We start from the raw sequence: 25,391 nt of genomic DNA on the forward strand, positions 1-25,391 counted from the left end.
TATAGTTGTGCCTATGGAAACAAGGCCTTCAACCGCATTACTGACTGACATGTATGAACTGACCATGGTGGACTCCGCCCTTGAAAACGGGATGGGGGATCGCCAGTGTGTCTTTGAGGTATTCACCAGGCGCTTTCCGGCGGCGCGCCGTTTTATGGTGATGGCTGGGGTAGCAAGAATTTTGGAGGGGCTCGAGCGTTTCCAGTTTGATGAATCCCAACTGCGCTATTTGGCCAACAACAAGATTGTGGGGTCGAAAACAATTCAGTTCCTCGAAAACTACCGCTTCACCGGCGATATCATTGGCTACCCCGAGGGGGAAGTTTTTATGGTCAACTCCCCCATCTTGACAGTACAGGGGACTTTCGCCGAAGCCTGCTTATTGGAAACCTATTTGTTGAGCGTCTTGAACTTCGACTGTGCGATTGCCTCGGCGGCTTCGCGGATGACCATTGCCGCCCACGGACGCCCCTGTCTGGACATGGGGGCGCGACGCGCCCATGAAAGAGCGGCGGTTTCTGCCGCCCGCGCCGCCCAGATAGGGGGCTTTGCGGGGACCTCCGATTTGGAGGCCGGAAAGCGGTACGGAATTCGCGCCATCGGAACTGCCGCCCACGCCTTCACGTTGTTGTTCGAAACCGAGGAGGAAGCGTTCCGGGCTCAGATCAAAACGATGGGACCGCAGACAACACTCTTGGTTGACACCTACGATGTCGAGGCGGCAGTGGAAACCGCCGTTCGAGTTGCTCGCGAGGCAGGCGGGGAGCTCGGGGCGGTGCGTCTCGACTCCGGCGACCTGGTGGCGGGAGCCTTCAAAGTCCGCAAGCAGCTCGATGACCTCGGCGCCAAATCGACGAAGATAACCGTCACCAATGACTTGGATGAGTATGCCATCGCGGGACTCGGGGCAGCACCGGTTGATTCCTACGGGGTTGGCACCAAGCTCGTCACGGGTTCGGGGATTCCGACAGCGTCACTGGTGTATAAGCTGGTGGCGCGGGAAAACGATTCCGGGGTGATGGAGCCGGTAGAAAAGAAGTCGGCGGAGAAATCCACCAAGGGCGGACTCAAGTGGGCGGGGCGTGTTGTCGAGGACAACACGGCGCAAACCGAGCTTTTGGTGACCGGAACCGACGAGGGCGGGGCTAATCAATTTTTTGCCGAGCGCGGAGCTAGGGCTCTGCAACAGACTTTCGTCAGGGGCGGGGAAATCGACACCTCCTGGATCGGGCAAGAAGCACTAGCGCGTGCCCAGCAGCGTCACTTGGATTCTCGCAATGAACTGCCCTACCAGGCTTGGCGTCTTTCAGAAGGTGAAGTCGCCATCCCGACGGAGTTTGTTCACCTTGATCAGTAATTTTGTGTGTTGTTACAGACAAAGCTGTTTCGGGACTCGGAGTATCTCGCGGTTTTTCCCCGATTTAGCTCCGATTCTTTTCCGCCGCTCAGATTCCTGTTAGTATTTTTTAAGGAATTTAACTCTTAACGGACAGAATATTTATAAGGCTTGCAATGAAGAGAAAAAATCTGATCGCGACTGTTAGCGCCTTGGCTTTAGCCGCCGGCGCCGTCGGTTTGGCGCTCGTTCCGGCTCAGGCTCACGACCATGACTACACCTACGTCACTGCCGCTGATTGCCGCGCGGCAGATAAGGCTCTAGCTGCCGGAAAGCCTCTCCCTAACCACCAAAAGTGGTATATGAGCCAAAGCTCTCTGGTCAACGACAACATCTTGGAGATTTACCTCAACGGGACGCAGTATGAGCGAGCTGTGCGCGATGCGGCTCAGATCTGGATGGATTCAACCAACCACGCCGTAGATATTCGCTTCGTGGATCAGCCAACCGCGAATTCAGTCAAGATAGTTGACGATCCGAACATGACTAACGCCGCTGGCTACAACCAATTCAATCCCAACATCATTTCCTTCAATGCTTCCGTTCTGAGGATGGATAACGAAGAGAACTACGTCAAAGGTGCCCGGGCGGTTGCTTTGCACGAGATCGGTCATGCCATGGGTCTGGCGCACGGCTGTCTGGGTCACTTGATGAGTAATGGCGGGACTTTCGCTAAACCGCAGTCGAGTCTCCCCACTGCTATGGATATTGCCGCTTTGGTGCAGAACCTGCGGGTGCCCTACTACGATTCACCTTCCCCCGCTGAACCCACTCCGCCGGTTGAACCCACTCAGCCGGTTGAACCCACTCAGCCGGTTGAACCCACTCCAACGGAGACGGAAACCGAGACACCAACGCCTTCCGAGCCGACTGCAGAACCCAGCACTGAGCCGAGTGAGGAACCGAGCGAAGAACCCAGCACCGAACCGAGCACCGAGACGACCACTGAGCCGACGACTCAACCCACGGCTCAGCCGACGGAGCCTCCGACACCAACGGAAACTCCCGAACCTTCCCCGACTGCTCCGGAGACCCCCTCAACTTCTGAAAGCGCAGAGTCTGTCGTCCCCCAGTGGCCGGTGATCAACAAGACAAGGTGCGGCAGAACGTCTTGGATCCTGCCCTCGACGGAGGGGCTTAGCTATTCCTCGACCTTGTCGCCGGACATGTCTACTTTGACGGTTCAAGTCACTCCGCTTAGCGGATTCCAGATTGCCGCCGGGAATCCCGCAGTGAAGTCTTTTGATGTCACTCCCACTCGTTGCGAAACGATTCCAACGCCTGCAACCCCGGTCACGCCCGAGCCGACCACCCCGGCTCCGGTCACCCCGAGCCCGAGTGAATCTCCGGAGCAACCTGTTATCACCCCAACTGCGGATCCGATTCCGAGCGTCGTCACGCCAGTGCTGCGTGTTGCCATCCCTCAGGCTCCGGTGGTTAATAAATCTGTTTGCAACCGAGCCCGGTGGACTATTCCTGCCACCGAAGGCATCAGCTACCAGTGGCGTTATTCCGCCGATTACACGAAGCTTCTGGTGACGGCGACACCGTTGGACGGCTACCGAATTAAACCGGGTGCCACCAGCGAGTTTGAAGCCGATGTGGTGCCGGTGCCGTGCCGGGCAACCCAGCCGGCGACAACTCTCGCTCAGGGGGTGCAAACCAGAGCCAGGGCAGCTCTCACCCAAGGTGTTCAGCCGAGCGTGACGGCGACTCCAACCCAGGGTGTCTCCACCAGGCAGAGCGCAGCCCAAGACCAGGATGCGCAACCGAAGGAGCAGGCGACGCTGTCCCAGACCGTCGCTCCGACGCCGACTCAGGCTGAGGTTTCGCCGCAGGAAACTAAACAGCAGGAAACTAAACAGCAGGAAACTAAGCAGACTGCCTGGGATCGCGTCACCGCGTGGTTACGCGCCCTGTTTGGAATCCGCTGAAGGAGCCTGGGGGTATTTGAGGGGAGCCTCCTTGCGTTCCTCCCTCGAAGCGTCCTCCCCCGAGCGGAGAACTGGTTACTTACCGGTGAAAGGCCAGCCGGGTCCTCCGGAGTTGTCTCCCTGCATGGATTTCATAATCTCCCTGCAAGCCGGGCAAATCGGAAAGTTTTTCGGATCCCGCATCGGAACCCAGACCTTTCCGCACAGCGCGACGACGGCTTGGCCGGTGACTGCGGAGGCAGTGATGCGGTCTTTGCGGACATAATGGGCATAGCGCTCATTGTCGCCAGGATTCTTTTTCAGCTCAGTTTCAGTGCGTTCGAGAACCGCTGTGCCCCCCATGGGTTGACTTTCCATTGCTGAATCACTCATAGCCCCCATTGTAGCGTCTGGAAAACCACTGGCGCTTGCTGAGCATAAAAACAAACCGACCGGCTCTGGTGAGCCGGTCGGTAAGAGTTCCAGGTTGCTTACTTGTTGGAAACAGCCTTCTTCAGGGTGGAACCAGCGGAAATCTTCACGCCGAATCCAGCGGGGATCTTGATTTCTTCGCCGGTGCGCGGGTTGCGTCCGGTGCGGGCTGCGCGGGAAACGCGCTCCACGTTCATCAAGCCGGTGACCTTGACGGTTTCACCGTTCTTAAGGGATTCGATCAAGATGTCCTGGAAAGCCGACAGCGCAGCATCGGCCTCAGTCTTGGACAGGGCAGCGCGCTTGGCAATCTCAGCAACAAGTTCAGTACGATTCACGGACATTTGTTTCCTTTCGGATAGTTGAATCTTGGGCTCCACTTTGGTGAAGCCATCTCTTAGAGACTACGCAAATCTAGCCCATTTGTCTCGTTTTTAGCAAAAAATTCGCGAAATTCCCGCGTGTTTTCTCGGGATTCGTTTACTTGCGTCACACAAGTCACAGTTGTTACGCCCTACATAGCGGATTTCATGCGATTCACGGCCTCGAGCAGGCTCTCGTCCGGAGTCGTGAGGCTCATACGAATAAAGCCCTCACCGTCCGGGCCGTAACCCGAACCCGGCGTGACAATCACGTGCGCTTTCTCAAGTAGCGCCGCCGCGAAGGATTCCGAGGTGTATCCCTCCGGCACTTTCGCCCAAACATAAATCGTTGCCTTTGGCGCCTCACACTCCACACCAATCGCATGAAGGGCGTCAACGAGCGAATCGCGGCGTTTTGCATACAGCGCACACATTTCCGCGACGCAATCCTGCGGTCCGGTCAAAGCGGCAATAGCGGCCTCCTGAATGGCAGTGAACTGGCCGGAATCCAGGTTATTCTTCACTTTCCCGAGAGCCTGAACTGCGGTTTCGTTGCCGACGGCAAAAGCGATACGCCAACCTGTCATGTTGTAGGGTTTAGAGCAAGAGAAGAATTCAATAGCGACATCGCGGGCGCCGGTACGCTCCAGGATGCTCGGAGCGACGTAACCGTCGTAGGACAGGTCGGAATAGGCATTGTCGTGGGCGAGCAAGATGTCATGCTCCTTACAAAACGCAATCGCCTTGTCGAAATATTCCACGGGAGCAATCGCGCCGGTCGGGTTGTTCGGGTAGCCCAGGAACATAATCTTCGCCTTTTCGAGCACCTCGGCGGGGATATGGTCGAAGTCGGCCAAGAAGCCGGTCTCTTCCTTCATCGGCATGAAGTAAGTGTTGGCGTTTTGCAGGGTTGCCCCGATGGAATAAACTGGGTAACCAATCGATGGCGCGAGCACATAGTCTCCGGGGTTTACAAAGGCCGTGTGGAGATGCGCAATGCCCTCTTTCGAGCCAATGAGCGCCAAGACCTCGCGGTCAGGGTCAACGTCTACCCCAAAGCGCGTTTTCATGTACTTGGCTGCAGCCACACGGAAGGCCGGGGAGCCGGCGTAATCGGGGTATTGGTGATTCTTCGGATCCCTGATTGCCTTCGCCATCGCTTCGACAATATGGTCGGGCGTGGGCCGATCCGGGTCGCCAATCCCCAGCGAAATCACGTCGATGCCTTGGGCCTCCAAGTCATCGCGCTTCCGGTCTATCGTCGCGAACAGGTAGGGGGCAATCTGTTCGAGGCATTCAGCAGTCTGCATGGGCGGGGTCCCTTTCAATACGTTTGTCATTTTCCCTTATCCTATCGGGGGCTTGCCCCCTACCTGAAACGCGCGGCTCTAGTTCACCTTGCGACGATAGATTGCCTGGGTCACGAAGAAAGAAGCCGCGTTCAGGGCAACGGTTGCTACCAGGAATCCAATCGTTATTGCATCAGTTTTATCTGACAAGGAAGCAAAAAACTCCTCATTTAGAATTCCGCTCTTCGCCAAGCCCGTCGCCCCAAGCCCAAACAACATGAAAACCACAGCGTATGGAATGAACGCCATGTCTGGCCCCAGCAAGTAGGCTGACGGAGTCATTAGAGATGAAAAGAACGTCATTCCGAAGAGACATGCCGCAGCTATCAGCCAGACAGGAGCCTCAATGCGAGGGACGAGGAGGGCCGCCGCAACCAACCCAGTAGCAAGAAGCGCTATCGCCCAATTCCACAGGAATTTTTCCAGAACAATCACCGACTTACGCAAAGGCACGGCCTGAACATAACGGTCGACATGGGATTTCATGTCGGTTGTCTGCCCTGCCATTCCGCCCGCTACGGCGCCAATGATCACGATGGAGGCTGACCACCCCAAGAGAAATTCAAGATTGAGTTTAAACAAGGGACCAAAGAGTAAAACCAGGAGAATCATACCTAGCAACAGGAGATAAGAGAATCGGTGGGTAATCCAGTCTTTGTAGAGTAGTGCTTTCATTTTTGCGCTCCTTTGATGAGGTAAACCATAATGTCTTCAATGCTGGGCTTTTCCAGGGTGAGCCCAGCGGGTACTTTGTCGCGTCGCACGAGTAAGGTGTCACCAAACTCTGTGTGGCGCCGGCCAAGAATGGCTTTGGGGTCAAGGGCGGCAATCTGATCTGCGCTTCCTTGCAACAGGGCGTAGCGTTCTTTCATCTCATCTTTCGGCTCCATCAGGAGCAGTTTCCCCTCATGGATAAAGGCGATGTAATCGGCCGCCTTTTCTAGGTCGGACAAGATGTGGGACGAGAACAGCACGGTGTGGTTTTCGTCTTGCAGGAACTCCAACAGGATGTCAAGCACTTCGTCGCGCACCACCGGATCGAGTCCGGAAGTTGGCTCATCCAGAATCAACAGTTCTGCTCCGTGCGAGAGCGCGCAAGCCAGTCCCAACTTCATCTTCATGCCGCGGGAAAACTTTTTGATAGTTTTCTTGGCCGGAAGACCGAAACGCTTTACAAAACCCGCAAAAACCTCACTTTGCCAAGCCTCACCGTAAAGGTACTTATTGAAACGTTCAACTTGTTTCATCATGAAGTTTTCCGGCAGGTACAGGTCATCGAACACGAATCCCACCCGCGCCTTGTATGCCGGATTATCATGCAACGGATCATGCCCGAGCACCTCCACCCCGCCACCATCCGGCTCCAAAATCCCGTGCAGGCACTTGATGGTGGTCGACTTTCCGGCGCCGTTTTCCCCGATCAGCCCCACGAAGGTCCCGCGGGGGATGTTGAGATTCAGGGGCCCGAGTTCGAAAGTTCCGAGCCGTTTCGTGAGCCCCTCGATTTCGATGGCATTGGTTATCACCTTGTCAGCAAAGGCAGCGCTCGCTGGCATTTTGCTGACTTGTGCGCTGTGGCTGAGACCGTTTTCAATGGGCGCGTCTTTAGTTAGCGCTTCCATGGGAAGATTCCTCTCTTAGTACGTCAATCATGGTGTTCAGTTCCGCGCGGTCCACCTCGGCGAGAGCAGCATATTTCAGCGCTTCACTAAGGGATTCTTCGAGTTTGCGGAGATATTCCTCGCGTAAAAGCTCGCTATTCTGAGCCGCGACGAAACTGCCTTTGCCCACAACAGAATCGATAAAGCCTTCTTTTTCAAGTTCGTCGTAGGCGCGTTTAGTAGTGATGACACTGACGCGAAGCGCCTTGGCGAGCATACGAATGGATGGGAGCTGCTCCCCCGCCCGAAGTTCGCCCGTAACCATGGCCCGTTTCAGCTGGTTTTTAATCTGCAGGTAAATCGGGTCATCGCTGGAGTTTCGTATCTGGATGTCCATGCGTCACCTTCTTCTGTTTCTTTATTGCGCGCAATATGCATACCGTTTTTGGTGTGCATATCCATTATGCACACCTGGCACGCCTCTGTCAACAGACCAACACCACTTTGTGCGATCAACTGAAAACTATTGCTGGGATTGCAACGATAGGCGATAATTAAACTATGGTTTTCACAATCGACTTGCCCCCGGATGTCGCCGCGAAGGTCAGCCAGCTCGCCAAGGAGAGCGGCACCGACGACGCGACCCTTGTTGCCAGCTTCGCCGAAGAGGCTGTGAATAAACCTCAAGAAACATCAAAAATTATCTTCGATTCCGTCTCCGGCTGGCCGGTTCTAACTGGAGGCAAGCGCATGACCCAAGAAGAGATTTTCGACTTTCTTCACGAGGAAGACTGATGAAATACCTTCTTGACGCGAACGTCCTTATTGCAGTTTCGAGCGACACGCACCCTGACCACGAGAAAGCCTTGACTTGGATTCGCAAAGGCGGGGATTTCCTGATTTGCCCCATTGCGCAAGGCGCTCTCGTGCGCTATTTTCTTCAGGTTGGTCATCCCATCGAGACCGCACGAAATTACCTCCTGCAGCTCAGTTCTTTCGAAGGTTGCACAACGATCACGGATGACCTCACTTACGATAACGCGAATCTCGAGGGCATTACCGGACACAAGCAGGTCACGGACGTTTACCTTGCTGAACTGGCAAAACATCAAGAGGCCTTACTCGCCACCCTGGACCAAAAGATTGCCCTTTTGCGCCCCGATTTAGTTTTTCTCGTAAGTTGACCAAATTTGCTGCGATTGTTCTTGCTGCGTTCTTGAATCAATTCCATAGGCAAACTTATGCAACTCTTCGGCCAAATATGCGTTGACTGATTGCCCAGTTTGACTCGCCACAGCCCTGGCTCATTTTAGAATCTCGGTGTCAACACGAATAGTGAGCCGAACCTTATTGCTTTTTGGTTTCCCCTGCTTTTCGTTTTCGCAACTCATGTTCCTATTATTATCCACACTACTATTCCAAACTCCCCATTAGTGCATTCTCTGCTTGGGAAGAAAGACGGACGAAAAGAGGGCGTTGGCGGGTGATTTCCGCAAACCCTTTTTCAACCAAGCAATCCAGCGCCCCGCGGATGGTTCGCCAGTTTCTTGGAGCGCCTTCAATGTCGGCAACAGCGCGAAGTTCCACGCCTTGACTCAAACCAGCAAGGTTACCCCATGCCAGAAGCTCAAGAATTGTCTTCTCGTTGTCGCCAAGGTCATATCGAACAATCACGCCGACCCCTGAGTCCCGCAGATGCGCGTGGAGATTCTTAAAATCACCGGCTTTCTCGCGTATTTCACCCAAAAAATCTTCCATTGAATTCCCAAGCTCATCAAGCAGGAAAATCAGGAATCCAGTAGCCTCACCAAGGTTGAAGGGACGCTCAAGTTCACGGAACTCACGCAGGTAATCGCGCCGCTTTTCCTCAAGTCGTCCGGCGAAAGCCAGGGCGGAGAACCGGCTCAAGATGGTCGAGAGTTCGACCGCCATCAAAAGCCGCCCGGTTCTCCCGTTTCCGTCGTAAAACGGGTGCACGAGCTCGAACATGATATGCCCCAGCAGCGCCGCCACGAGTCGCGTCGAGGATGGCCTCTCCCACTCCCCCAGCATGGTTTCCAGACCGTCAACAATCTTCTTCTCCGGGTGCATTCCACGGTAGAGAATCCTTTGGCCAGTTCCGTAAACGTTTATCGGTTCAGCGCGAAACAGCCTCCCGTCGGGCTGTTCCTCCGCCGCAATATTCGGCGCCACCGCCTCGTCAAAAATCGTGCGAATGCCTTCGAGGCTCATCTTCGGAAGCTGCCCCTTTACAAACACCCGCTCATAGAACCCGGCGAGCCCAACATATTTGACAGTTTTCTTGGCCCGCGCCGAGTTGGCAATAAACCCGTCCTCCATCTCACGGCGTGAGGAATGAACCCCTTCGATAGTATTGCTGGACACCGCGTTGCCCATCGACAGGGCACGTAGACAAAGCGTTGCCCCTATTGGAGGCATATCAGCCTCAATCCCGCGCACTTCCCGGTCCAGGGCATACACGCGCTCCGCCGCCGCCGCCAGTTCTGGGGTGATTACATAAAACAGCTTGTTTTCCCCGACTGGAAAATCCAGGAAAACCACTCCGGGAGAGTGCAAACGCCGCTCACGTTCCCACTTCAGCTCATCCGCGTCGAGTTTGTGACTGAGCCTGTAAAGCGACTGATAATCCGCCATCTTCACCCCTATACGTTTCGAAAATACAAAATAGACAAGCCTCTTAACGTATCTAAATTGTAGTTTAGCCTATTTTTACAAAATAGGCAGCCAGTAACTGGTGACTATTTTGCGCGGCGACGCTTCGGTTGGCTCAATCGGGGTCAGGGACGTATTCGAGAATGTCGCCGGGCCCGCAGTCCAGCACGCGACAGATCGCCTCCAGGGTGGAAAAGCGGATCGCTTTGGCCCGCCCGTTTTTGAGCACCGATACGTTTACCGGGGTGATCCCCACGGCGGCGGCGAAATCTTGGACCGAGAGTTGTCGTTTGGCGAGCATCACGTCTAGATTCACGTTGATCATCAGATAACCCCCTCGAGCTCCCCGCGATCCGCCAGCGCCGCGTCGAAGAGGCTCTTCGCCAGCCCCACCAGAGAGAACAGCCCGACTGCGAGGAGGCCTCCGCCGAGGAAGGCAAGCGCCATGACTGGTGAGCTCGCGGGGGTAGACGCGGCATGGAAACCGACTGCACAGACAATTCCGGGACCAATCAGCACCATCGCCTGAGCGAGGCTAATCCACTTGCGGGTTGCTGACTTGAAAAACGTCCCGCGGGCAACTTTCAAGACAAATACGAACAACACCACCAGCAAAACCTGGGCGCAAAGCACCGCGGCGACTGCGGCAATGGAATAGGGAAGCACCAAGTCGGCAACTTCCGGATTCTCGCGGCCCACGTACCGCGCCTCTTCCACCAGCACCCACTGCATGAGCACACTGATGGGAAGCGCTAAAACGAGCATCACTTCGGACAAAACTGCATATACTTTCAAAAATTTCATATATCGATTATCGATAAATACCTATCGTTTGTCAATAGGTGTAGTGCTGAAGAATTGCAGTTATAAAAACCCCTGACGCAACTGGCAAAACGGTCGCGACGGCGCCTTTACCCCATGCTTCGGTCGGGGATTTCGATTACTCCTTGGAAGGACTCAGTGGCGGGGCCGGTCATATAGACGTGGTTGTCCGCCCGCCACTCGACGCGAAGGTCGCCCCCGCGCAGGTGCAGGGTGGTGTCGAGCCCCCCGCGGCCGGTGAGCGCCGCCGCTACTGCTGCCGCGCAGGCCCCGGTCCCACAGGCGAGCGTCTCCCCTACACCGCGCTCGAAGACACGCATCTCGAGCTCTTTGCCGGACTCGGACGGCACGATGAACTCGATGTTGGCTTTTTCGGGGAAGGCCGGGTTGGACTCGAGGAACTTCCCGATGCGGTCAATCTCCATGTTGGCAAGATTGCGTTCGCTGGCCGGGGCGCCTCCGAATAGTTCCGCGGGCACGTCGCGCCAGTCATCTAGGAACCAGATCGCGTGTGGGTTGCCCATAGAAACACAAGTCACCAAGATGTCTCCCCAAGGCGTGGCGATGTTCAGGTTCGACAGGAAGCCAGCGCCAGCCGCCGGAGTCGAATCGGGCGCGATCGTGTTGGCTTTGCCGGTCACAGGCACACGCTCCGGGTCGAGAATCGGCTCCCCCATGTCGACAGTCGCCACGAAGTCTTTGCCCGGCGCGGCCGGGGTGAACTTGATTGCTTTCGGGCCAGAACGCGTGTCGAGAATCAGCTCCCCCGCACCCGGGTCAACAATCCCGCGCTCCACCAGCCACTTGGCGGCGACCCGCGTACCGTTGCCGCACATCTGGGCAAGACTCCCGTCGGCGTTGATGTAGTTCATGAAGCCATCCGCGCCAGGTGTTTGCCCAGGCTCAACAATAATCACCCCATCGGCGCCAACCCCGAAGTGACGGTCACAGACTGCAATCACTTGTTTGGCGCTCAGGCTCAGCGCGGCGCTACCGTCGCTGACACCACCTTGCCCGAATCCATCAATCACCACGAAATCATTACCAGTTCCGTGCATTTTCCGAAACTCAACGCGCATTGCCGCTCCCTTCATCCAGAAGCAAGTCTAGTCGACACTTCTGTTATTTTGCATCTCCTCACTAAGAGAATATCTCAGAAATTTACAGGTAATACTGCAGGTCAGTACAGAAAGCATAGAGACAAGAAGCACGAAGAAAGCAGGACCCGAAACTGTAACATTTACCGCAATTTCAATTGCGGTAAAAATTAGTAACACACCAAAAATTGTCGCGAATCCAATCTCGCAAGCCTTAAGAATGCGTATAGTGCGGTGAAGCGTCCTGGGTTTTGTTCAACATGATTGTCTCCTTCACGAAGTAAATGTCCCCTGCCAAGTCGGGGCTGACAACCACACTAACGAATCAGCTTTCTTGAAAACACCCACATTTATAGGTGCTTGCTTACCTACATTTGTAGGTGTTTTGTCCAGGCTTACTCCGCTACATTTTCACTAGGTTGCAGTCTTGCAGCCAAGGGGACCTATTTTCAGTAAAGTATCATCAGAATAGAATGAGACGGAGGAACTTTCTATGCCTACCGCACGTAAGAAAAACATACTAATTGGAATTTTTACCACGTTACTAGTTTGCGCCATTGCCATTGCAGCCCTGGTAGTGGTGAAAACTAGCGGAGACAACCCCGACTCTTCCGAGGCGCGCAGCTATGCGCAATCCGTGATTTCTGCCATAAATAAAAGAGAATACGCAAATCTGGAAGAATTCTTAGGAAGTAGCGTGGCTCGTGACACTCTCCTTGGGGATCTGGAAGAAAAAACTGTAAGTCTTGGCCAATTACACATCTACAACAAGAATTCTTTTATGTTTTCAGTTGTCAGTGAGGGAAAGCCCCCGGGACCTTATATTTACGCGACGAGAGATAACAACGGGAAATGGCAAGGCAACGTCCCATAGCCCTTGTTGAAATCGACTCACTGGTGAAAATTAGAAGTCGCGCTTCTAATTTTACCAGCTTTGGGTCGCATTAAAAAGTTTTGAGCCCCGGTTTCCCGGGGCCCAAAACACTCGCTCTAAGCGATGGATTACTTCAACCGCGCCTGGAGGTTCTTGTCCAGCGCGTCCATGAATTCATCCGAAGTCATCCACGGGGTGTCCTTGCCGACCAGGAGCGCAAGGTCCTTGGTCATTTGGCCGCCTTCGACAGTCTTGACAATGACATCCTCGAGGGTGTGGGCGAACTCGGTGACCTCCGGGGTCTCGTCCAACTTGCCGCGGTGTGCCAGCCCGCGGGTCCACGCGTAAATCGAAGCAATCGGGTTGGTGGAGGTCTTTTCCCCACGCTGCCAAGCGCGGTAGTGACGGGTCACAGTGCCGTGCGCGGCCTCGGCCTCAACCGTGCGCCCGTCCGGGGTCATCAACACTGAGGTCATCAAGCCGAGAGAGCCGAAGCCCTGGGCGACCGTGTCGGATTGGACGTCGCCGTCGTAGTTCTTGCAAGCCCAGAGATAGCCACCTTCCCACTTCAGCGAAGTCGCCACCATGTCGTCAATCAGGCGGTGTTCATAGGTCAAGCCCTCCGCCTCGAACTTCGCTTTGTAGTCCTTCTCGTAAACATCAGCGAAGATATCCTTGAACTGGCCATCATAGGCCTTCAAGATCGTGTTCTTCGTGGAGAGGTACACCGGATAATGCCGATCCAGGGCGTACATGAAGCAGGCGTTGGCGAAATCGCGAATCGACTCGTTGAAGTTGTACATGCCCATCGTAACGCCACCGGCTTCCGGCATGTGGATGACTTCGTGTTCAATCGGCTCGCCGCCGTCGTCCGGAGTCCAGGAGATCATGACCTTGCCGGCGCCTGGCACCTTGAAGTCGGTCGCCTTGTATTGGTCACCAAAGGCGTGGCGCGCGACCACGATTGGCTTTGTCCAGCCCGGCACGAGGCGCGGGACGTTGCTCATGATAATCGGCTCGCGGAAAATCACGCCGCCCAGAATATTGCGGATGGTACCGTTCGGGGACTTCCACATTTTCTTGAGGCCAAACTCTTCCACGCGGGCTTCATCAGGGGTGATGGTCGCACATTTCACGCCCACGCCGTATTCCTTGATGGCATTTGCTGAATCGACCGTCACCTGGTCATCAGTCTTGTCGCGGTTTTCAATCCCCAGGTCGTAGTATTTCAAATCCACATCGAGATAGGGGAGAATGAGTTTCTCGCGGATTTGCTGCCAGATAATGCGGGTCATTTCGTCGCCGTCGAGCTCCACGACCGGATTTTTTACCTTGATTTTCGCCATTTGTCGCTCCTTGTATAGCTTGTAAGCATCACTGCGCACCCGGCGCAGCCGAGATTGTCGGAATTATTGCCGTCAAATGAAATTTTACTCGATATCGAGATAAATTTCCACGCGCTCGCCGCCTATTTTTTCTTGCCCCGTTTTTTCTTCCACGGACACCCACAAGCTGGTGAAAAGTTCTGGGTAAAAGCGGTGAAATGTTCCGGGTAAAACTGGTGAAATGTTCCGGGTAAATGTATAATATCGTTGTAAATACTGGATTTCAGGAGGCAAATTGCTCACCCCGAACGCCTACCGACCAAGACTAATAGATGATGCCTTGACTGACCTACTCGACGCCTTCGGCGCGGTATGTGTCCAAGGGCCAAAATGGTGTGGAAAGACTTGGACTTCATTGCATCACGCCAAATCGGTCACTTATCTTTCCGACCCGGCTGGCAATTTTTCCAACCGAGAGCTCGCTAAGGTTGATCCGCAACTCGTCTTAAAGGGTGAACAACCGCATCTTGTTGACGAATGGCAAGAAGTCCCGCCGATTTGGGATGCAGTGCGTTTTAGCGTCGACAAAACCGGCGCCAAAGGACAATACTTGCTGACTGGATCATCCACCCCGCAAAGAAAAGGCATTTCGCACAGTGGCGCCGGACGCATTGCCACCATAAATATGCATACTATGTCCCTGTTTGAAACTGGTGACTCTTCCGGGAAGGTTTCCTTGCGAGACTTGTTCGAAGGACCACTTTCCCCAACCCCTACCGGCGAGGTAAGTCTCGAGGACCTCGTGCATTTTTGCACGCGAGGCGGCTGGCCGGAAAACGTACCAGCCAACGAAAAAACTGCCCGCCAACTTCCAAAACAATATTTGCAAAGCATTGTTGAAGACGACACTTCCCGCATTGATGGAGTGAAACGAAACAAGGACAAACTTTGGGCTTTACTGCATTCTCTAGGACGCAATGTTGCCACCACTGTGTCGAATCGAACCCTGCTTGCCGATATGGAGAAGCACCAAGACACTAAGGCGGATGAGAACACACTCGCCGAATATCTTGATATTTTCAACCGCCTATTCCTGGTCTGGCAACAGTCGTCTTTCCACCCTCAGTTGCGTTCCTCACGGAGGGTGTTACGTTCGCCGAAACTGCATTTTGCCGATCCTTCCCTCGCGATTGGCGCACTTGACGTAACGCCGTCCGCCCTGATTGGCGATTTGCAGACTTTCGGTTACATTTTTGAATCCCTGGTTGCACACGATCTGTTGATCTATGCAAGCGCCAACGAAGCCAGACTCTTCCATTTTCGCGACGCTAAGGGCAATGAAATCGACTCAATAATCGAGTTGAACGACGGGCGTTGGGGCGGCTTCGAGGTGAAATTGGGAGCCAACCAGATTGACGATGCCGCCGCAAATCTCTTACGAATGAAAGATATCTTCGCCCGCGAATCCTCGGGCAAAAACGGGGTTCCAGCTCTGCTGTGTGTCATTTGCGGAACATCGAACGCGGCTTACACAAGGGAGGACGGTGTCACAGTCGTGCCCATCACCGCGTTGCGAACTTAGGGATAATTTTTGTGTTTTCGGCTACTCAGTAGCCGATTAATCCGCCACTCACTAGCCGAAAACACAAAAATAGAATTCGTTCCACAAACCAAAAATAGCGCGGGGCGCGAGGAAAACCCCCGCGGCTAACCCATAAGCCAATCGACCAGATTGCGGTGAATGATGCCGTTGCGGGAGCGATCGAGCGGATCCATTGAGAGCACAAACTTGGGATAGTTGTCCCCTATCGCCTCGAGCGCACCAAACTCGCGTTCCACGGTTTCAGTCCCCGCCAGCAGGTAACAGACCTGGTAATAGGAAATTTGCCCGTCTTTGCGCGCCACAAAATCCACTTCCCTCGCCGACTCCCCATCCTGGGGAACCGACCCAACATAGACCTCATAGCCTCGCGCAACCAGTTCAGAATAAACAATGTTCTCAAGCGCCTGGTCGATATCCGCGCTGTTTGAGAACCCAAGCATGGTGCGCAAACCGAGGTCGGCGGCGTAATACTTCTCTCCCGCCCGTAATACTTCCTTGCCACGCACGTCAAAACGCGCCACCCGGTCAACCAGGAACGCCTCCTCAATGAACCGCAGGTAGTTCAGCACCGTGTCCACGCTCACGGCCCGATGCTCACTTTTAAGGAAACGGCTTATTGAATTGGCCGAAAAAGTGTGGCCAATATTGCCAAAAGCAAAACTCAAGACCCGATCAAAGGCATCAACGTCGCGAACCGCGTTATGTTCCACCACGTCGCGGCGAACCGCCGAGTCGTAAACACCACGGAGATAATCCAAGGAATTTTCCCGGTCAAAGTCATAGAACTTCAAAACCGGGTAACCCCCAAACTCGAGGTAAAGCCGGAAGAGCTCGTCGGGCGAGAGCCCCTTTTCCCTATAAAGCTCCGCAGACTCGCGGAAGGTAAAGGGCCGCACTCGCATGGATACGTACCGCCCGGCGAGGTTGGTCGCCAGGTCACCCGACAACACGGTCGAATTCGACCCGGTAAGGTAAATATCAGCATCCCAACTCACCCGCAGCGCATTAACCACATCCTCCCAACCGGGAACGTGCTGCACTTCATCAAGGAAGAAATAAGTTCGCTCTTTTTTGTCAGGTGCAGCCTCCCGCAGATAATCCGCCAGGTCATCGGCTCTGCGAATCCTTAAGCCATCGTCGGATTCCAGGTTGAGTTCCACGATCTTCGCCACAAGTTTTTCCGCGCGCAGCCGCTTCGCCAACTGGGTCAGCAGGGTCGACTTGCCGCAGCGCCTCACCCCGGTCAGCACCTTTATCACGGGCACGTCCACCTGAGCCCACAAACGCTCAAAGTAAAATGGCCGCTCAATGAGCTTTTCGGTCGTTTCCACAAAACACCCCTTCCGCTACCTTATCGATTATACTCGATAACTTCCCGAAATGGAAGGTGTTTATCGACTGCGGTCGATAAAGAACCGAAATAACGGGGATTCTATCGACCACAGTCGATGGGTTCAAGCCAGCCCCTACTGCACCGACTTTGAGGCATAGAGATCCTCGATCTCGGCAGCAAAAGCCACCGCAGTCTCCTTGCGTTTCACCTTCAAAGACGGGGTCAGCAAGCCGTTTTCCACGGTGAAAGCGGTCGGGAGAACCTTGAATTTCCGGATTGATTCAGCGCGAGACACCCGCGCATTCACCCGCTCCACGGCGCGACTGATTGCCGACAGCACATCGGGATTCCTTGAGGCCTCCAAAACATCCATCGAAGGCAGACCGTGGTTCTTGAGCCATCCGGGAAGCATATCTGGATCCAAAGTAATCAGAGCCGAAACAAAGGGCTTCCCCTCCCCCACAACCATGACCTCGCTGATAAGCGCATATTGCCGCAAAGGATCTTCCAAGGCCGAAGGCGCGACGTTCTTCCCACCCGCAGTAACGATGATGTCTTTCGCGCGTCCTGTAATCCGCACAAAACCTTCCTCATCAATAGTCGCGAGATCTCCAGTTTTAAACCACTCCCCATCGAAAGCAGCAGCGGTTTGTTCCGGATTATTGTGGTACCGCTTGAAGATAGACGGCCCCTTCACCATCAGCTCACCCGCCTCCGACACCTTCAAGAACAGCGAAGACACCCCTGGACCCACGGTTCCAATGCGATAGTTCTTGATGGAGTTGAAGCACATCGGCGCACAGGTTTCGGTGAGCCCGTAGCCTTCCAAAACCGGCATCCCGATCCCGCGATAGAAATGCCCGAGGTCTTCCGACAGCGGCGCGCCGCCGCTGATAATGAACTTCATGTTCGGCCCAAAGAGAGCCAAAATTTTGCCATATACCAGACGCGCATACATCCAGCGCCGTGCCCGCAAACTCCGCGACGGACCCTCCGCAGTATCGAGAGCTCGGGAATAGGACTCGGCCACCTTCACTGCGCGAGCAAACAGGATTCGCGTAAGGCGATGCCCGCGTGCCGCAGCTTGGGCGGAGTTATAGATTTTTTCTAAAACGCGAGGAACCACCATGACATAGGAGGGCGCGAATTCTTGGAGGTCAGCCAGGAGGTTCTTGATATTCGGGGCGTGACCGAGAGTCCCTTGGCCCCAAACTTGGATGAGTTGGAGGAACTGGGCCAACACGTGAGCGAGCGGTAGGAACACCAGCAGGCGGCAAGACGGATAGCCGGCAATCTCCGGCATCCAACGCATCCCATTAGCCATGAGTTCTACCCAGTTCCCGTGGGTAAGTTCCACCCCTTTCGGTTTCCCGACCGTCCCGGAAGTGTAGACAATCATGGCGAGGTCATCAATAGTGAGCGCCTTCGAGCGGTCCACTACCTGAAAATCGGGAACATCTCCGCCAGCCTCTTTAATGCGCACCACCGCAGAGTCCTCGAGGCACAACACATTTTTAAGCGACTTTCCCGAGTCCTTGGCTGCGTTCACGCGATCGCGCATGGCCGCGGTTTCCGTAACGACCAGCGCCGGATCTGCATCCTCGAGAATCCAGGCGATTTGCTCGGTGGAATCAGTCTCATAGATCGGCACCAAGGTCAACCCCGCGCAAAAGCCCGCGTATTCAATCAGCATCCACTCGTAAGACGTGTAGCCCATGATAGAGAAGCGATCTCCGGGTTGGAGACCCATCCCGATAAGCCCGCGCGCCACCGAATGCACGTCCTCGTTGAACTCTGTTGCGGTCATGGAACGCCACCCACCAAGCTCGGTTTTCCGATCCAGGAGTTTCACGTTTGGCAGGCGGCGAACCCGGTCAGCGAGCATCCACGCTAGGGTCTGGTGTTTTTGGGCATGGAACCCCGGCGGATTGAACCAAACCTTCTCCCCGTCTTCAACGACGAATCCCGGTTTCCGCGGGTCATCGTTCGGGGTCAGAAGGGTTTCAAATTTGTATTCAGAGGATTTCCCTGCTGGCGTCTTATTCTGAGCTTGTTCCGTCACAAAGCTCTACTTTAGTCTGCCGTATGCCCTAATTTCCAGCAACAGAAAACGGTTTTAAGCAACTTTGGACATTTGCAAGGACGAATTCAAGTTTTTCATCTTCCGTCAGGAATTCCAAAACTCCCTTACCTGGTCTTTTATTTCCAGAACTAAAAGCCTACCGAATGGTAAATGTCCAGAGTTGCTCAAGTTGGAAGAAACAAGATGACGGCGATAAGCGAGACTGCTGCGACAAGAAGTGCTAAAACATCAAAGACTCGACCGCGAGCCCGCGTCCAGGCATGGGGGTTCACGGCTCGGAATACTCCGGCCGCCAACAGCCATGCCACCAGTACCCCGAGAGCCGGTTCCCACCAACCGCTAATTGCCAGCGCCACCACCATCAGCAAGCATCCGGCCCACAACACTACCTGCCAGCGAGAGGGCGCATCAAAGGGGTGGGAGCCATTCCCCCGCGGAACTTTCACCGGTTCGGGTGGTGCGACGGAATCAACAGGCTCCCAGGGGAGAGCCTCTCGAGGCTCTCCCCTGGGAGAATCGCCAGGAAGCGCGTTATCTGCGGTCATCACCAAAGTATTGTCTTGGCTTGTTGAGGGATTAGTGGAAGAAATGACGCACTCCGGTTGTGAACATGGTCACTCCGGCCTTTTCGCACACGTCAATAGTCTCCTGGTCGCGAATCGAACCGCCGGGCTGGACGATGGCCTTCACTCCCGCGTCGATCAAGATTTGGGGGCCGTCAGCGAAGGGGAAGAAGGCGTCTGAAGCCGCGACCGCCCCGCGCGAACGCTCCGGTGGAGCCGCCACGGCGATGTCTTCGGCGCGAGCGCCACCGGCCACATCGGCTTGGTTGTCCGCGGCCGCATCACCTGTTTCGCGTCCGCCCAAAGTGTTGGCGCGCTCCACGGCGAGCTTGCAAGAATCCACGCGGTTGACCTGCCCCATACCGATACCGACCGTCGCGCCGTCTTTCGCGAGCAAGATCGCGTTTGACTTGGTGGCGCGGATGGTCTGCCAGGCAAACTCTAGGTCAGCCAGGGTGGCCTCGTCCACGTCCGGACCGCAAACCTTGGTCCAACCCTCACGAGTGTCGCCTTTTTCGGCAACGTCATCGCGCTGTTGCGCCAAGTAGCCACCGGAAATTTGGCGAACCTCCAGGGCGCCGCGGTCTGGCGGGGTGACGCGCAAAACGCGCACATTCTTCTTGGCGGCAAGCGCTTTTACTGCGCCCGGCTCATAGGCGGGAGCCAAGACCACCTCGGTAAAGATGGGTGCGATTTGCTCAGCCAACTCGACTGTTACCGGACGGTTTACCGCAATCACACCACCAAACGCGGAGACCGGATCACAGGCGTGGGCTTTCCGGTGCGCCTCCGCTACATCGTCCGCCACCGCGATACCGCAAGGATTCGCGTGCTTGATAATCGCCACGCACGGCTCCTGGTGGTCATAGGCTGCGCGAATCGCTGCGTCGCCGTCGGTGTAGTTGTTGTAAGACATTTCCTTGCCGTGGAGCTGAATCGCGTTGGCGATGCCAGGGGCCGGAGCCGCTTCCGGATCGGAGCCGGCCGCGTCACAGGCCTCCAAGTCGTCCAGATCCGGATGCGGGGCACACTCGGGACAGAAACAGTCCTCGCCCTCATCGGCTCGAGCTACGAGGTCATCCATGTCAACATAAAGCGCCGCAGCTTGGTGAGGATTCTCCCCGTAGCGCAGGCTCATAACGCGGTCTCCGGAGAGCTCCACCCACTCTGGCAGCGGGGAATCCTCGGATTCGGCCAGTTCAGAGGGGTCCACACCCATAGACTCCATGGCGAACCGAGTCAATTGGTCATCAAACCAGGTGGCGACCGCCGCATCGTATTCAGCAGTATGCGCAAATGCCGCCGCGGCGAGAATCCGGCGTTCACGAAGATCGAAACCGCCGTCTTGGACGGCTTCGAGGACGTGTGAATACAGCTCCGGAGAGGTGACTACCGCCACGGAAGGGTGGTTTTTCGCTGCGGCGCGAACCATGGAGGGGCCGCCGATGTCAATCTGTTCGACGCAGTCATCAAAGTCCGCTCCGGAAGCCACGGTTTCTTCAAAAGGATAGAGATTGCAAACCACGAGGTCAATCGGCTCAATCTCGAGTTCTTTCATCTGAGCCACGTGTTCGGGCTTCCGCCGATCGGCCAGAATCCCCCCGTGAATGCGCGGATGCAGGGTCTTCACACGCCCCTCGAAGCACTCGGGAAAACCGGTCACGTCCTCAACCGGAGTTACGGGAAGTCCTGCAGCGGCGATTTTCTTGGCGGTGGAACCGGTCGAGACAATCATCACTCCCGCGTCTACCAGTCCTTTCGCGAAATCTTCCAGTCCGGTTTTATCCCAAACGCTGACTAGGGCGCGCCGAATCGGAATCTGGGTTGTCTTGTCGCGTGCAATCTCATCGCTCACTATTGTTGCCTTCTTTCTTTTGCTGTTTTAGTGGGATACGTCTCAATAGTTACATTCTATGGCTAGAAGCCGGCGTGGACTCCGTCAATCCACCAGCCGTTCGCAATCATCTTTCCGACCGATTCCACCAGTTGGGCGCGTTCGGCGGTTTTTATGCGTTCAGTAAGGGTCTCTACCGTGTCGTCGTCCTCGACTGGAACCGCGGTTTGGGCCAAAATCGGGCCGGTGTCCATTCCCGGATCCACCACAAACAGCGTCGCCCCCGCGAGCTTCACTCCGGCGCGGAGCGCGTCGCGCGGGCCGTGAATTCCGACGAAGCTCGGGAGGAGGGAATTGTGGGTATTGACAATATGGTTGGGGAAGGCCGCGAGGAACCGTGGTCCGAGAATCTTCAAGAATCCGGCGGAAACCACGAGGTCGGGCTGCCATTTGTTGACAGTTTCAGTCATTGCCGCGTCCCAGCTTTCTCGATCCGAGAAATCCCCGAGGGAAACGACTGCAGTGTCAAGGCCTTCATTCTGGGACCAAGTGATACCTTCGGCTGTGTCTCGGTCCGAGAGCACCCCCACGATTTCACCGCGAAAATCCGAGTTTCTGGTGGCTTGGGCGAGTGCTTGGAGATTGGAACCGGTTCCGGAGATGAGAACCACGATGCGAGTGGGTCGATTGGACGGAAGTGTGAAGGTTTGCTTCGTCATGTTCTGAGTCTACCAGTTGGGACGATGGGGGCGTGCTTTGTCGTCCCATCGAAACAATTAGAGATCCAGTTTGGCTGTCGGAAGGGCGTCGATGTCCTTGCCGGCAATCCGCGCTGCGAAACGGGCGGCTTCTTGACCCACTCGCTGATGACCTAATACGAGCGTGACCGCGAACGGCACTCCACAGGCAATCACTCCGGCATAGACTACCGCCGGCAAGGGTCCAACCTCGCCAAGCCGTCCCGGTCCGAGATCGCCGCTGGCCCCGAGGGTGAGAATGAATCCTCCCCCCAACATGACTGCCAAGAGAAAAGCAAGAGACAAGAGCGTGTCCGGTAGGGTCAGGTCGTGTTTTCGGCTCAGCAAAATGCCCGTCAAAATCGCGGACACCACCGGAATCGCGAGCGGCCACCAACCGGTTGGCGCCTCCGGCAGCCACGCCAGGAACGGAATCGGCGGAAGATCGCCACTCACAACTTGTCCCGGAGTAAACACGGTTCCAGAACCCACCGTTATCCCCGGCCCCACGAGCCACGACAGAGCCCATACGAGGATAGTCGGAAGGTACGCAAGCAGGCCAAGAACCAAAATGATTCCGCCTAAGATCCCGGGATGGAGTCCATTCCAGATATTCAACATGTCTGTCCATCCCAGTACGGCTCCCCCGAGGAGCGTCAGCACACCCATTCCCAGAGCCGAAAGGGTGAGGATTTTCAAAAGCCGTCCCGAAAGACTGAGCCATTCCCACGGCTCACCGCCGGGAAAAATCACGGCAAAGTTACTCCAGGGAAGTCTCCTGCCGACAAGGTCAAAGACCGTTACCGCCAAGATGAGACTCACGAGAACAGCCGGCCAGACTGTGAGGCGAAGCGCCGCGAAACCAAGACACACCCAAGTCGGGAGGAGGAAAGCAAGCAAGCCCCAAGCCAGCGCCCAGGGTGATTGCGGCCTCGCCACTTTGAGGGACAGTCCGAGAAGAAAACCGATGAAGAGAGTGATTCCCCACGGGGTCAACGAGAAATGCATGGTGGCATTTGAAAGCGATGCTCCGAGGGCCGCGGCATAGATTCCGTTGCCGATTTCGAGGGCATTTTGCCAGGTAGTGTGGCTCATCGCCGGCAAACTGGAGTATTGGGTCCACGTGGCAACGGCGAGTAGCACTATGGCTGCCCAGGAGACGAGCCAGGTTTGAAATCCGAGCCAGATGGCGCGAACAGTTCCCGGCGGGAGGAGGGTTTCACGGGTCGGGCGAGGTAGGCTGAGACGCCACAAGGCGCGCCTCAGCTCAGGCTTTGAGCCTTGCGGGCTCGAAGAGTCGCCGGTTCCAGGATTCTCCGCGGCTCCCGTAGCCGAGGGACGACCGAATCCGCGAGGCCGTTTGGGAGCCGCGGCAGGGTACGTCGGAAAATCGCGGGTGTCTTTCCCGCGCCGGTTTCCCCCGTTGATGCTCATCTTTTCTAGTATATGAGGACTCTTGGTTCATCTCCGTAAGGCGCGCGCGACGGCTGGCGCGAAGCCGCTGGGTCAGACCCTGTTGGCTACATTTCGTTATGCCAACGAGGTCTGACCCACCCGGCGTAGTCGCACTACCCGTCTATGTGGCCGTCGTCGAAACCGAGGTTGACGTGCATGGCGTTGCAGAAAGGCTGGTTTCGGGTCGCCCCACACCGGCACAAATCGTAGCGATCGCGCAGTTCATAGAGGGTTCCATCGGAAGATTCCAGCGGGATACTGCCGTGGACGTAGATTCCGCCGGAGCAACCCTTTTCGGGATCCTCAATGAGGGTAATCCCGACCTCGGTTTCGTTGGAGAGAATCTCGGTTCGCTCGGGGTTGGTTCGCGACAGACGTCCCGAAGGGCAGTGGTCAATAACTTGCGCCGCGGATTTGGCCTCGTCATCCGTCTTGGCGTACATGGCTTGGCTCCAGGCGTCGCCGCCTTCTCCGTGGCAGAACCTTGCAAATGCACAGCGATCGTCATCCGCTAGGGTGACTTTTTCGCCACTGTAGTACTGGGAGCGTTCCAAATAGGGCTTGCGGTCAGCGTTTTCTTCACCTTTGAAGCCCGCAGCAACGTGGGAGCCGTCGCAAAACGGTTTGTTTTGAGACTTTCCGCAACGGCACAAAGCGTAGGTTTCCTCATGCGGAATATCCTGGGCATTATCCCATTTGTAGCCGTGACCTTCGGGAGTGATTTGGGCCCGACGCAGCGGCACATTACCGGTAACGACTGCCGGTCCTCCGGCGTGGATGCTGACTTTTTGTTCGCTCATATTTTTCCCTTCGAGTTGTGTTTGAATAAAGAATATCGTGAAGCGGAGCAATTTGACGTAGCAATCGGGGACGGTTTCGTCTCTGCGTAAACGAAGTTGGAGCAGAGTGGAACCGTCCCCGATTTTGCTTAACTGCTACGCGGCCATAGGGACGGTTCTTCTTCACTCCGTCTTTGACTAAGCAAAGTAAAAACCGTCCCGTACCGCTCCGCTACTACTTGCCCTGCATGAGTTCGCGGGCGATGCGCGCGGTTTCCGAAGGGGTCTTGCCGACGCGAACGCCGACCGCCTCAAGGGCTTCCTTCTTGGCCTGGGCGGTGCCGGACGAACCGGAGACGATAGCGCCAGCGTGGCCCATGGTCTTTCCTTCCGGCGCGGTGAAGCCCGCGACATAGCCAACAACCGGCTTGGTGATGTTCTCTTTGATGTAGGCCGCGGCGCGTTCTTCCGCGTCGCCACCAATCTCACCAATCATGACAATGAGCTCAGTCTCGGGGTCCTTTTCGAAGGCCTCCAAAGCATCAATGTGGGTCGTCCCGATAATTGGGTCGCCGCCGATGCCGATGCAGGTCGTGAACCCAAGATCGCGCAGCTCATACATCATCTGGTAGGTGAGCGTGCCTGACTTCGAGACGAGCCCGAGCTTGCCGCGCGGGGTGATGTCGCCCGGGGTGATGCCCACATTGGATTTTCCGGGGCTGATGATGCCCGGGCAGTTCGGGCCAATCATGCGCACGCCGTGTTCTTTGGCGTAAGCGAAGGCGGCGTTGGTGTCTTGAACCGGGATGTGTTCGGTTATGACGACCACGAGGTCCATTCCCGCATCGACGGCTTCAATAATCGCGCCCTTGGCTCCGGCCGGCGGCACAAAGATGACGGAGGTGTTGGCACCGGTGGCAGCCTTAGCCTCGGCAACCGTGCCGTAAACCGGCACGCTCACGGTTCCCCCTGGCACAGAATCAGCCAGCGGCCCGTAAGGGGTCACGTCGAATTCGACCGTGGTGCCGGCCTTCTTCGGGTTGGTTCCAGCGACAATCTGGGTACCGTAAGCGAGCATCCGTGTCGTGTGTTTGCGGCCCTCGGAACCAGTCATTCCCTGGACAACGATTTTGGAATTCTCATCTAGAAAAATCGACATG

The 25,391-nt window shown here is 55.8% G+C and carries 26 protein-coding genes; 6 read left to right on the forward strand and 20 right to left on the reverse strand.

Going from position 1 to position 25,391, the window contains the following annotated elements; translation table 11 throughout:
- Positions 1–13: 13 nt before the first annotated feature.
- Positions 14–1,357, forward strand: coding sequence for a nicotinate phosphoribosyltransferase (locus FYJ63_RS03565; protein WP_154543845.1), 1,344 nt, complete (start codon positions 14–16; stop codon positions 1,355–1,357).
- 155 nt (positions 1,358–1,512) lie between these two features.
- Positions 1,513–3,330 carry a zinc metalloprotease gene (locus FYJ63_RS03570; protein WP_154543847.1) on the forward strand — a complete coding sequence of 606 codons (1,818 nt, stop codon included), beginning with the start codon at positions 1,513–1,515 and terminating at the stop codon, positions 3,328–3,330.
- A 75-nt stretch (positions 3,331–3,405) separates the two neighbouring features.
- Here the strand turns inward: FYJ63_RS03570 and FYJ63_RS03575 are convergent, their stop codons facing one another.
- The 6 genes from FYJ63_RS03575 to FYJ63_RS03600 all read right to left on the reverse strand — a co-directional run bounded on the left by FYJ63_RS03575 (position 3,406) and on the right by FYJ63_RS03600 (position 7,450).
- On the reverse strand, positions 3,406–3,711 hold the full coding sequence (locus tag FYJ63_RS03575) for a DUF3039 domain-containing protein (protein WP_420846016.1): 306 nt from the start codon (positions 3,709–3,711) through the stop codon (positions 3,406–3,408).
- An 89-nt stretch (positions 3,712–3,800) separates the two neighbouring features.
- Positions 3,801–4,085: an HU family DNA-binding protein gene (locus FYJ63_RS03580; protein WP_154543851.1), complete on the reverse strand. Its 285-nt coding sequence runs from the start codon at positions 4,083–4,085 to the stop codon at positions 3,801–3,803.
- A gap of 170 nt (positions 4,086–4,255) precedes the next feature.
- On the reverse strand, positions 4,256–5,443 hold the full coding sequence (locus tag FYJ63_RS03585; protein WP_229769926.1) for an LL-diaminopimelate aminotransferase: 1,188 nt from the start codon (positions 5,441–5,443) through the stop codon (positions 4,256–4,258).
- Positions 5,444–5,491: 48 nt separating this feature from the next.
- Complete coding sequence (locus FYJ63_RS03590) at positions 5,492–6,127, reverse strand: ABC-2 transporter permease (RefSeq protein WP_154543853.1); 636 nt, start codon at positions 6,125–6,127, stop codon at positions 5,492–5,494.
- Positions 6,124–7,074, reverse strand: a complete 951-nt coding sequence (locus FYJ63_RS03595) for an ABC transporter ATP-binding protein (protein WP_229769927.1) — start codon at positions 7,072–7,074, stop codon at positions 6,124–6,126. The genes FYJ63_RS03590 and FYJ63_RS03595 overlap by 4 nt, the downstream gene beginning before the upstream one ends.
- Positions 7,058–7,450, reverse strand: coding sequence for a GntR family transcriptional regulator (locus FYJ63_RS03600; protein ID WP_154543855.1), 393 nt, complete (start codon positions 7,448–7,450; stop codon positions 7,058–7,060). The genes FYJ63_RS03595 and FYJ63_RS03600 overlap by 17 nt, the downstream gene beginning before the upstream one ends.
- Before the next feature lie 164 nt (positions 7,451–7,614).
- Here FYJ63_RS03600 and FYJ63_RS03605 point away from each other — a divergent pair, with 164 nt between their 5' ends.
- Both FYJ63_RS03605 and FYJ63_RS03610 read left to right on the forward strand, forming a co-directional pair.
- On the forward strand, positions 7,615–7,848 hold the full coding sequence (locus FYJ63_RS03605) for a hypothetical protein (protein WP_154543857.1): 234 nt from the start codon (positions 7,615–7,617) through the stop codon (positions 7,846–7,848).
- Positions 7,848–8,237: a PIN domain-containing protein gene (locus FYJ63_RS03610; protein ID WP_154543859.1), complete on the forward strand. Its 390-nt coding sequence runs from the start codon at positions 7,848–7,850 to the stop codon at positions 8,235–8,237. The genes FYJ63_RS03605 and FYJ63_RS03610 overlap by 1 nt, the downstream gene beginning before the upstream one ends.
- 229 nt (positions 8,238–8,466) lie before the next feature.
- On the opposite strand, the gene FYJ63_RS03615 is transcribed toward FYJ63_RS03610, so the two are convergent.
- The 4 genes from FYJ63_RS03615 to dapF all read right to left on the reverse strand — a co-directional run bounded on the left by FYJ63_RS03615 (position 8,467) and on the right by dapF (position 11,627).
- Positions 8,467–9,708 (reverse strand): Fic family protein, encoded by a 1,242-nt coding sequence (locus FYJ63_RS03615; protein ID WP_154543861.1) that lies wholly within the window; start codon positions 9,706–9,708, stop codon positions 8,467–8,469.
- Positions 9,709–9,841: 133 nt separating this feature from the next.
- The gene (locus FYJ63_RS03620; protein WP_268233701.1) at positions 9,842–10,051 is read right to left on the reverse strand and encodes a helix-turn-helix domain-containing protein; all 210 of its coding nucleotides are present in this window, start codon (positions 10,049–10,051) and stop codon (positions 9,842–9,844) included.
- Positions 10,051–10,530, reverse strand: a complete 480-nt coding sequence (locus tag FYJ63_RS03625) for a DUF2975 domain-containing protein (protein WP_154543865.1) — start codon at positions 10,528–10,530, stop codon at positions 10,051–10,053. The genes FYJ63_RS03620 and FYJ63_RS03625 overlap by 1 nt, the downstream gene beginning before the upstream one ends.
- Positions 10,531–10,637: 107 nt before the next feature.
- Positions 10,638–11,627, reverse strand: a complete 990-nt coding sequence (gene dapF, locus FYJ63_RS03630) for a diaminopimelate epimerase (RefSeq protein WP_195839328.1) — start codon at positions 11,625–11,627, stop codon at positions 10,638–10,640.
- Positions 11,628–12,138: 511 nt separating this feature from the next.
- On the opposite strand from dapF, the gene FYJ63_RS03635 reads away from it, so the two are divergent.
- Positions 12,139–12,519 (forward strand): hypothetical protein, encoded by a 381-nt coding sequence (locus FYJ63_RS03635; RefSeq protein ID WP_154543869.1) that lies wholly within the window; start codon positions 12,139–12,141, stop codon positions 12,517–12,519.
- A gap of 128 nt (positions 12,520–12,647) precedes the next feature.
- On the opposite strand, the gene FYJ63_RS03640 is transcribed toward FYJ63_RS03635, so the two are convergent.
- Positions 12,648–13,865, reverse strand: a complete 1,218-nt coding sequence (locus FYJ63_RS03640) for an NADP-dependent isocitrate dehydrogenase (RefSeq protein WP_154543871.1) — start codon at positions 13,863–13,865, stop codon at positions 12,648–12,650.
- An 84-nt stretch (positions 13,866–13,949) separates the two neighbouring features.
- Entirely contained in the window at positions 13,950–14,147 is a 198-nt protein-coding gene (locus tag FYJ63_RS03645; RefSeq protein WP_154543873.1) for a hypothetical protein, read from the reverse strand.
- A gap of 37 nt (positions 14,148–14,184) precedes the next feature.
- Here FYJ63_RS03645 and FYJ63_RS03650 point away from each other — a divergent pair, with 37 nt between their 5' ends.
- Entirely contained in the window at positions 14,185–15,426 is a 1,242-nt protein-coding gene (locus FYJ63_RS03650; protein WP_268233702.1) for an ATP-binding protein, read from the forward strand.
- A gap of 125 nt (positions 15,427–15,551) precedes the next feature.
- Here FYJ63_RS03650 and FYJ63_RS03655 read toward each other — a convergent pair whose 3' ends face one another.
- The 8 genes from FYJ63_RS03655 to sucD all read right to left on the reverse strand — a co-directional run bounded on the left by FYJ63_RS03655 (position 15,552) and on the right by sucD (position 25,390).
- Positions 15,552–16,778, reverse strand: coding sequence for an ATP-binding protein (locus FYJ63_RS03655; protein ID WP_338106809.1), 1,227 nt, complete (start codon positions 16,776–16,778; stop codon positions 15,552–15,554).
- Between the two features lie 135 nt (positions 16,779–16,913).
- The gene (locus FYJ63_RS03660; protein ID WP_229769946.1) at positions 16,914–18,776 is read right to left on the reverse strand and encodes an AMP-dependent synthetase/ligase; all 1,863 of its coding nucleotides are present in this window, start codon (positions 18,774–18,776) and stop codon (positions 16,914–16,916) included.
- A gap of 251 nt (positions 18,777–19,027) precedes the next feature.
- A complete protein-coding gene (locus FYJ63_RS03665) occupies positions 19,028–19,408 on the reverse strand; it encodes an intracellular motility protein A (protein ID WP_154543877.1) in 381 nt (126 codons plus the stop codon).
- Positions 19,409–19,439: 31 nt separating this feature from the next.
- A complete protein-coding gene (locus FYJ63_RS03670; RefSeq protein ID WP_338106811.1) occupies positions 19,440–21,281 on the reverse strand; it encodes a bifunctional phosphoribosylaminoimidazolecarboxamide formyltransferase/inosine monophosphate cyclohydrolase in 1,842 nt (613 codons plus the stop codon).
- A gap of 62 nt (positions 21,282–21,343) precedes the next feature.
- Positions 21,344–21,979, reverse strand: coding sequence for a phosphoribosylglycinamide formyltransferase (gene purN / locus FYJ63_RS03675; RefSeq protein WP_154543879.1), 636 nt, complete (start codon positions 21,977–21,979; stop codon positions 21,344–21,346).
- A gap of 57 nt (positions 21,980–22,036) precedes the next feature.
- The gene (locus tag FYJ63_RS03680; protein WP_154543881.1) at positions 22,037–23,431 is read right to left on the reverse strand and encodes a cell division protein PerM; all 1,395 of its coding nucleotides are present in this window, start codon (positions 23,429–23,431) and stop codon (positions 22,037–22,039) included.
- A 134-nt stretch (positions 23,432–23,565) separates the two neighbouring features.
- A complete protein-coding gene (locus FYJ63_RS03685; protein ID WP_154543883.1) occupies positions 23,566–24,252 on the reverse strand; it encodes a CDGSH iron-sulfur domain-containing protein in 687 nt (228 codons plus the stop codon).
- 214 nt (positions 24,253–24,466) lie between these two features.
- Positions 24,467–25,390: a succinate--CoA ligase subunit alpha gene (gene sucD, locus FYJ63_RS03690; protein WP_154543885.1), complete on the reverse strand. Its 924-nt coding sequence runs from the start codon at positions 25,388–25,390 to the stop codon at positions 24,467–24,469.
- Between the last annotated feature and the right edge of the window lies 1 nt (position 25,391).

The organism is Mobiluncus porci (genome assembly GCF_009695935.1).
GTDB lineage: Bacteria > Actinomycetota > Actinomycetes > Actinomycetales > Actinomycetaceae > Mobiluncus > Mobiluncus porci.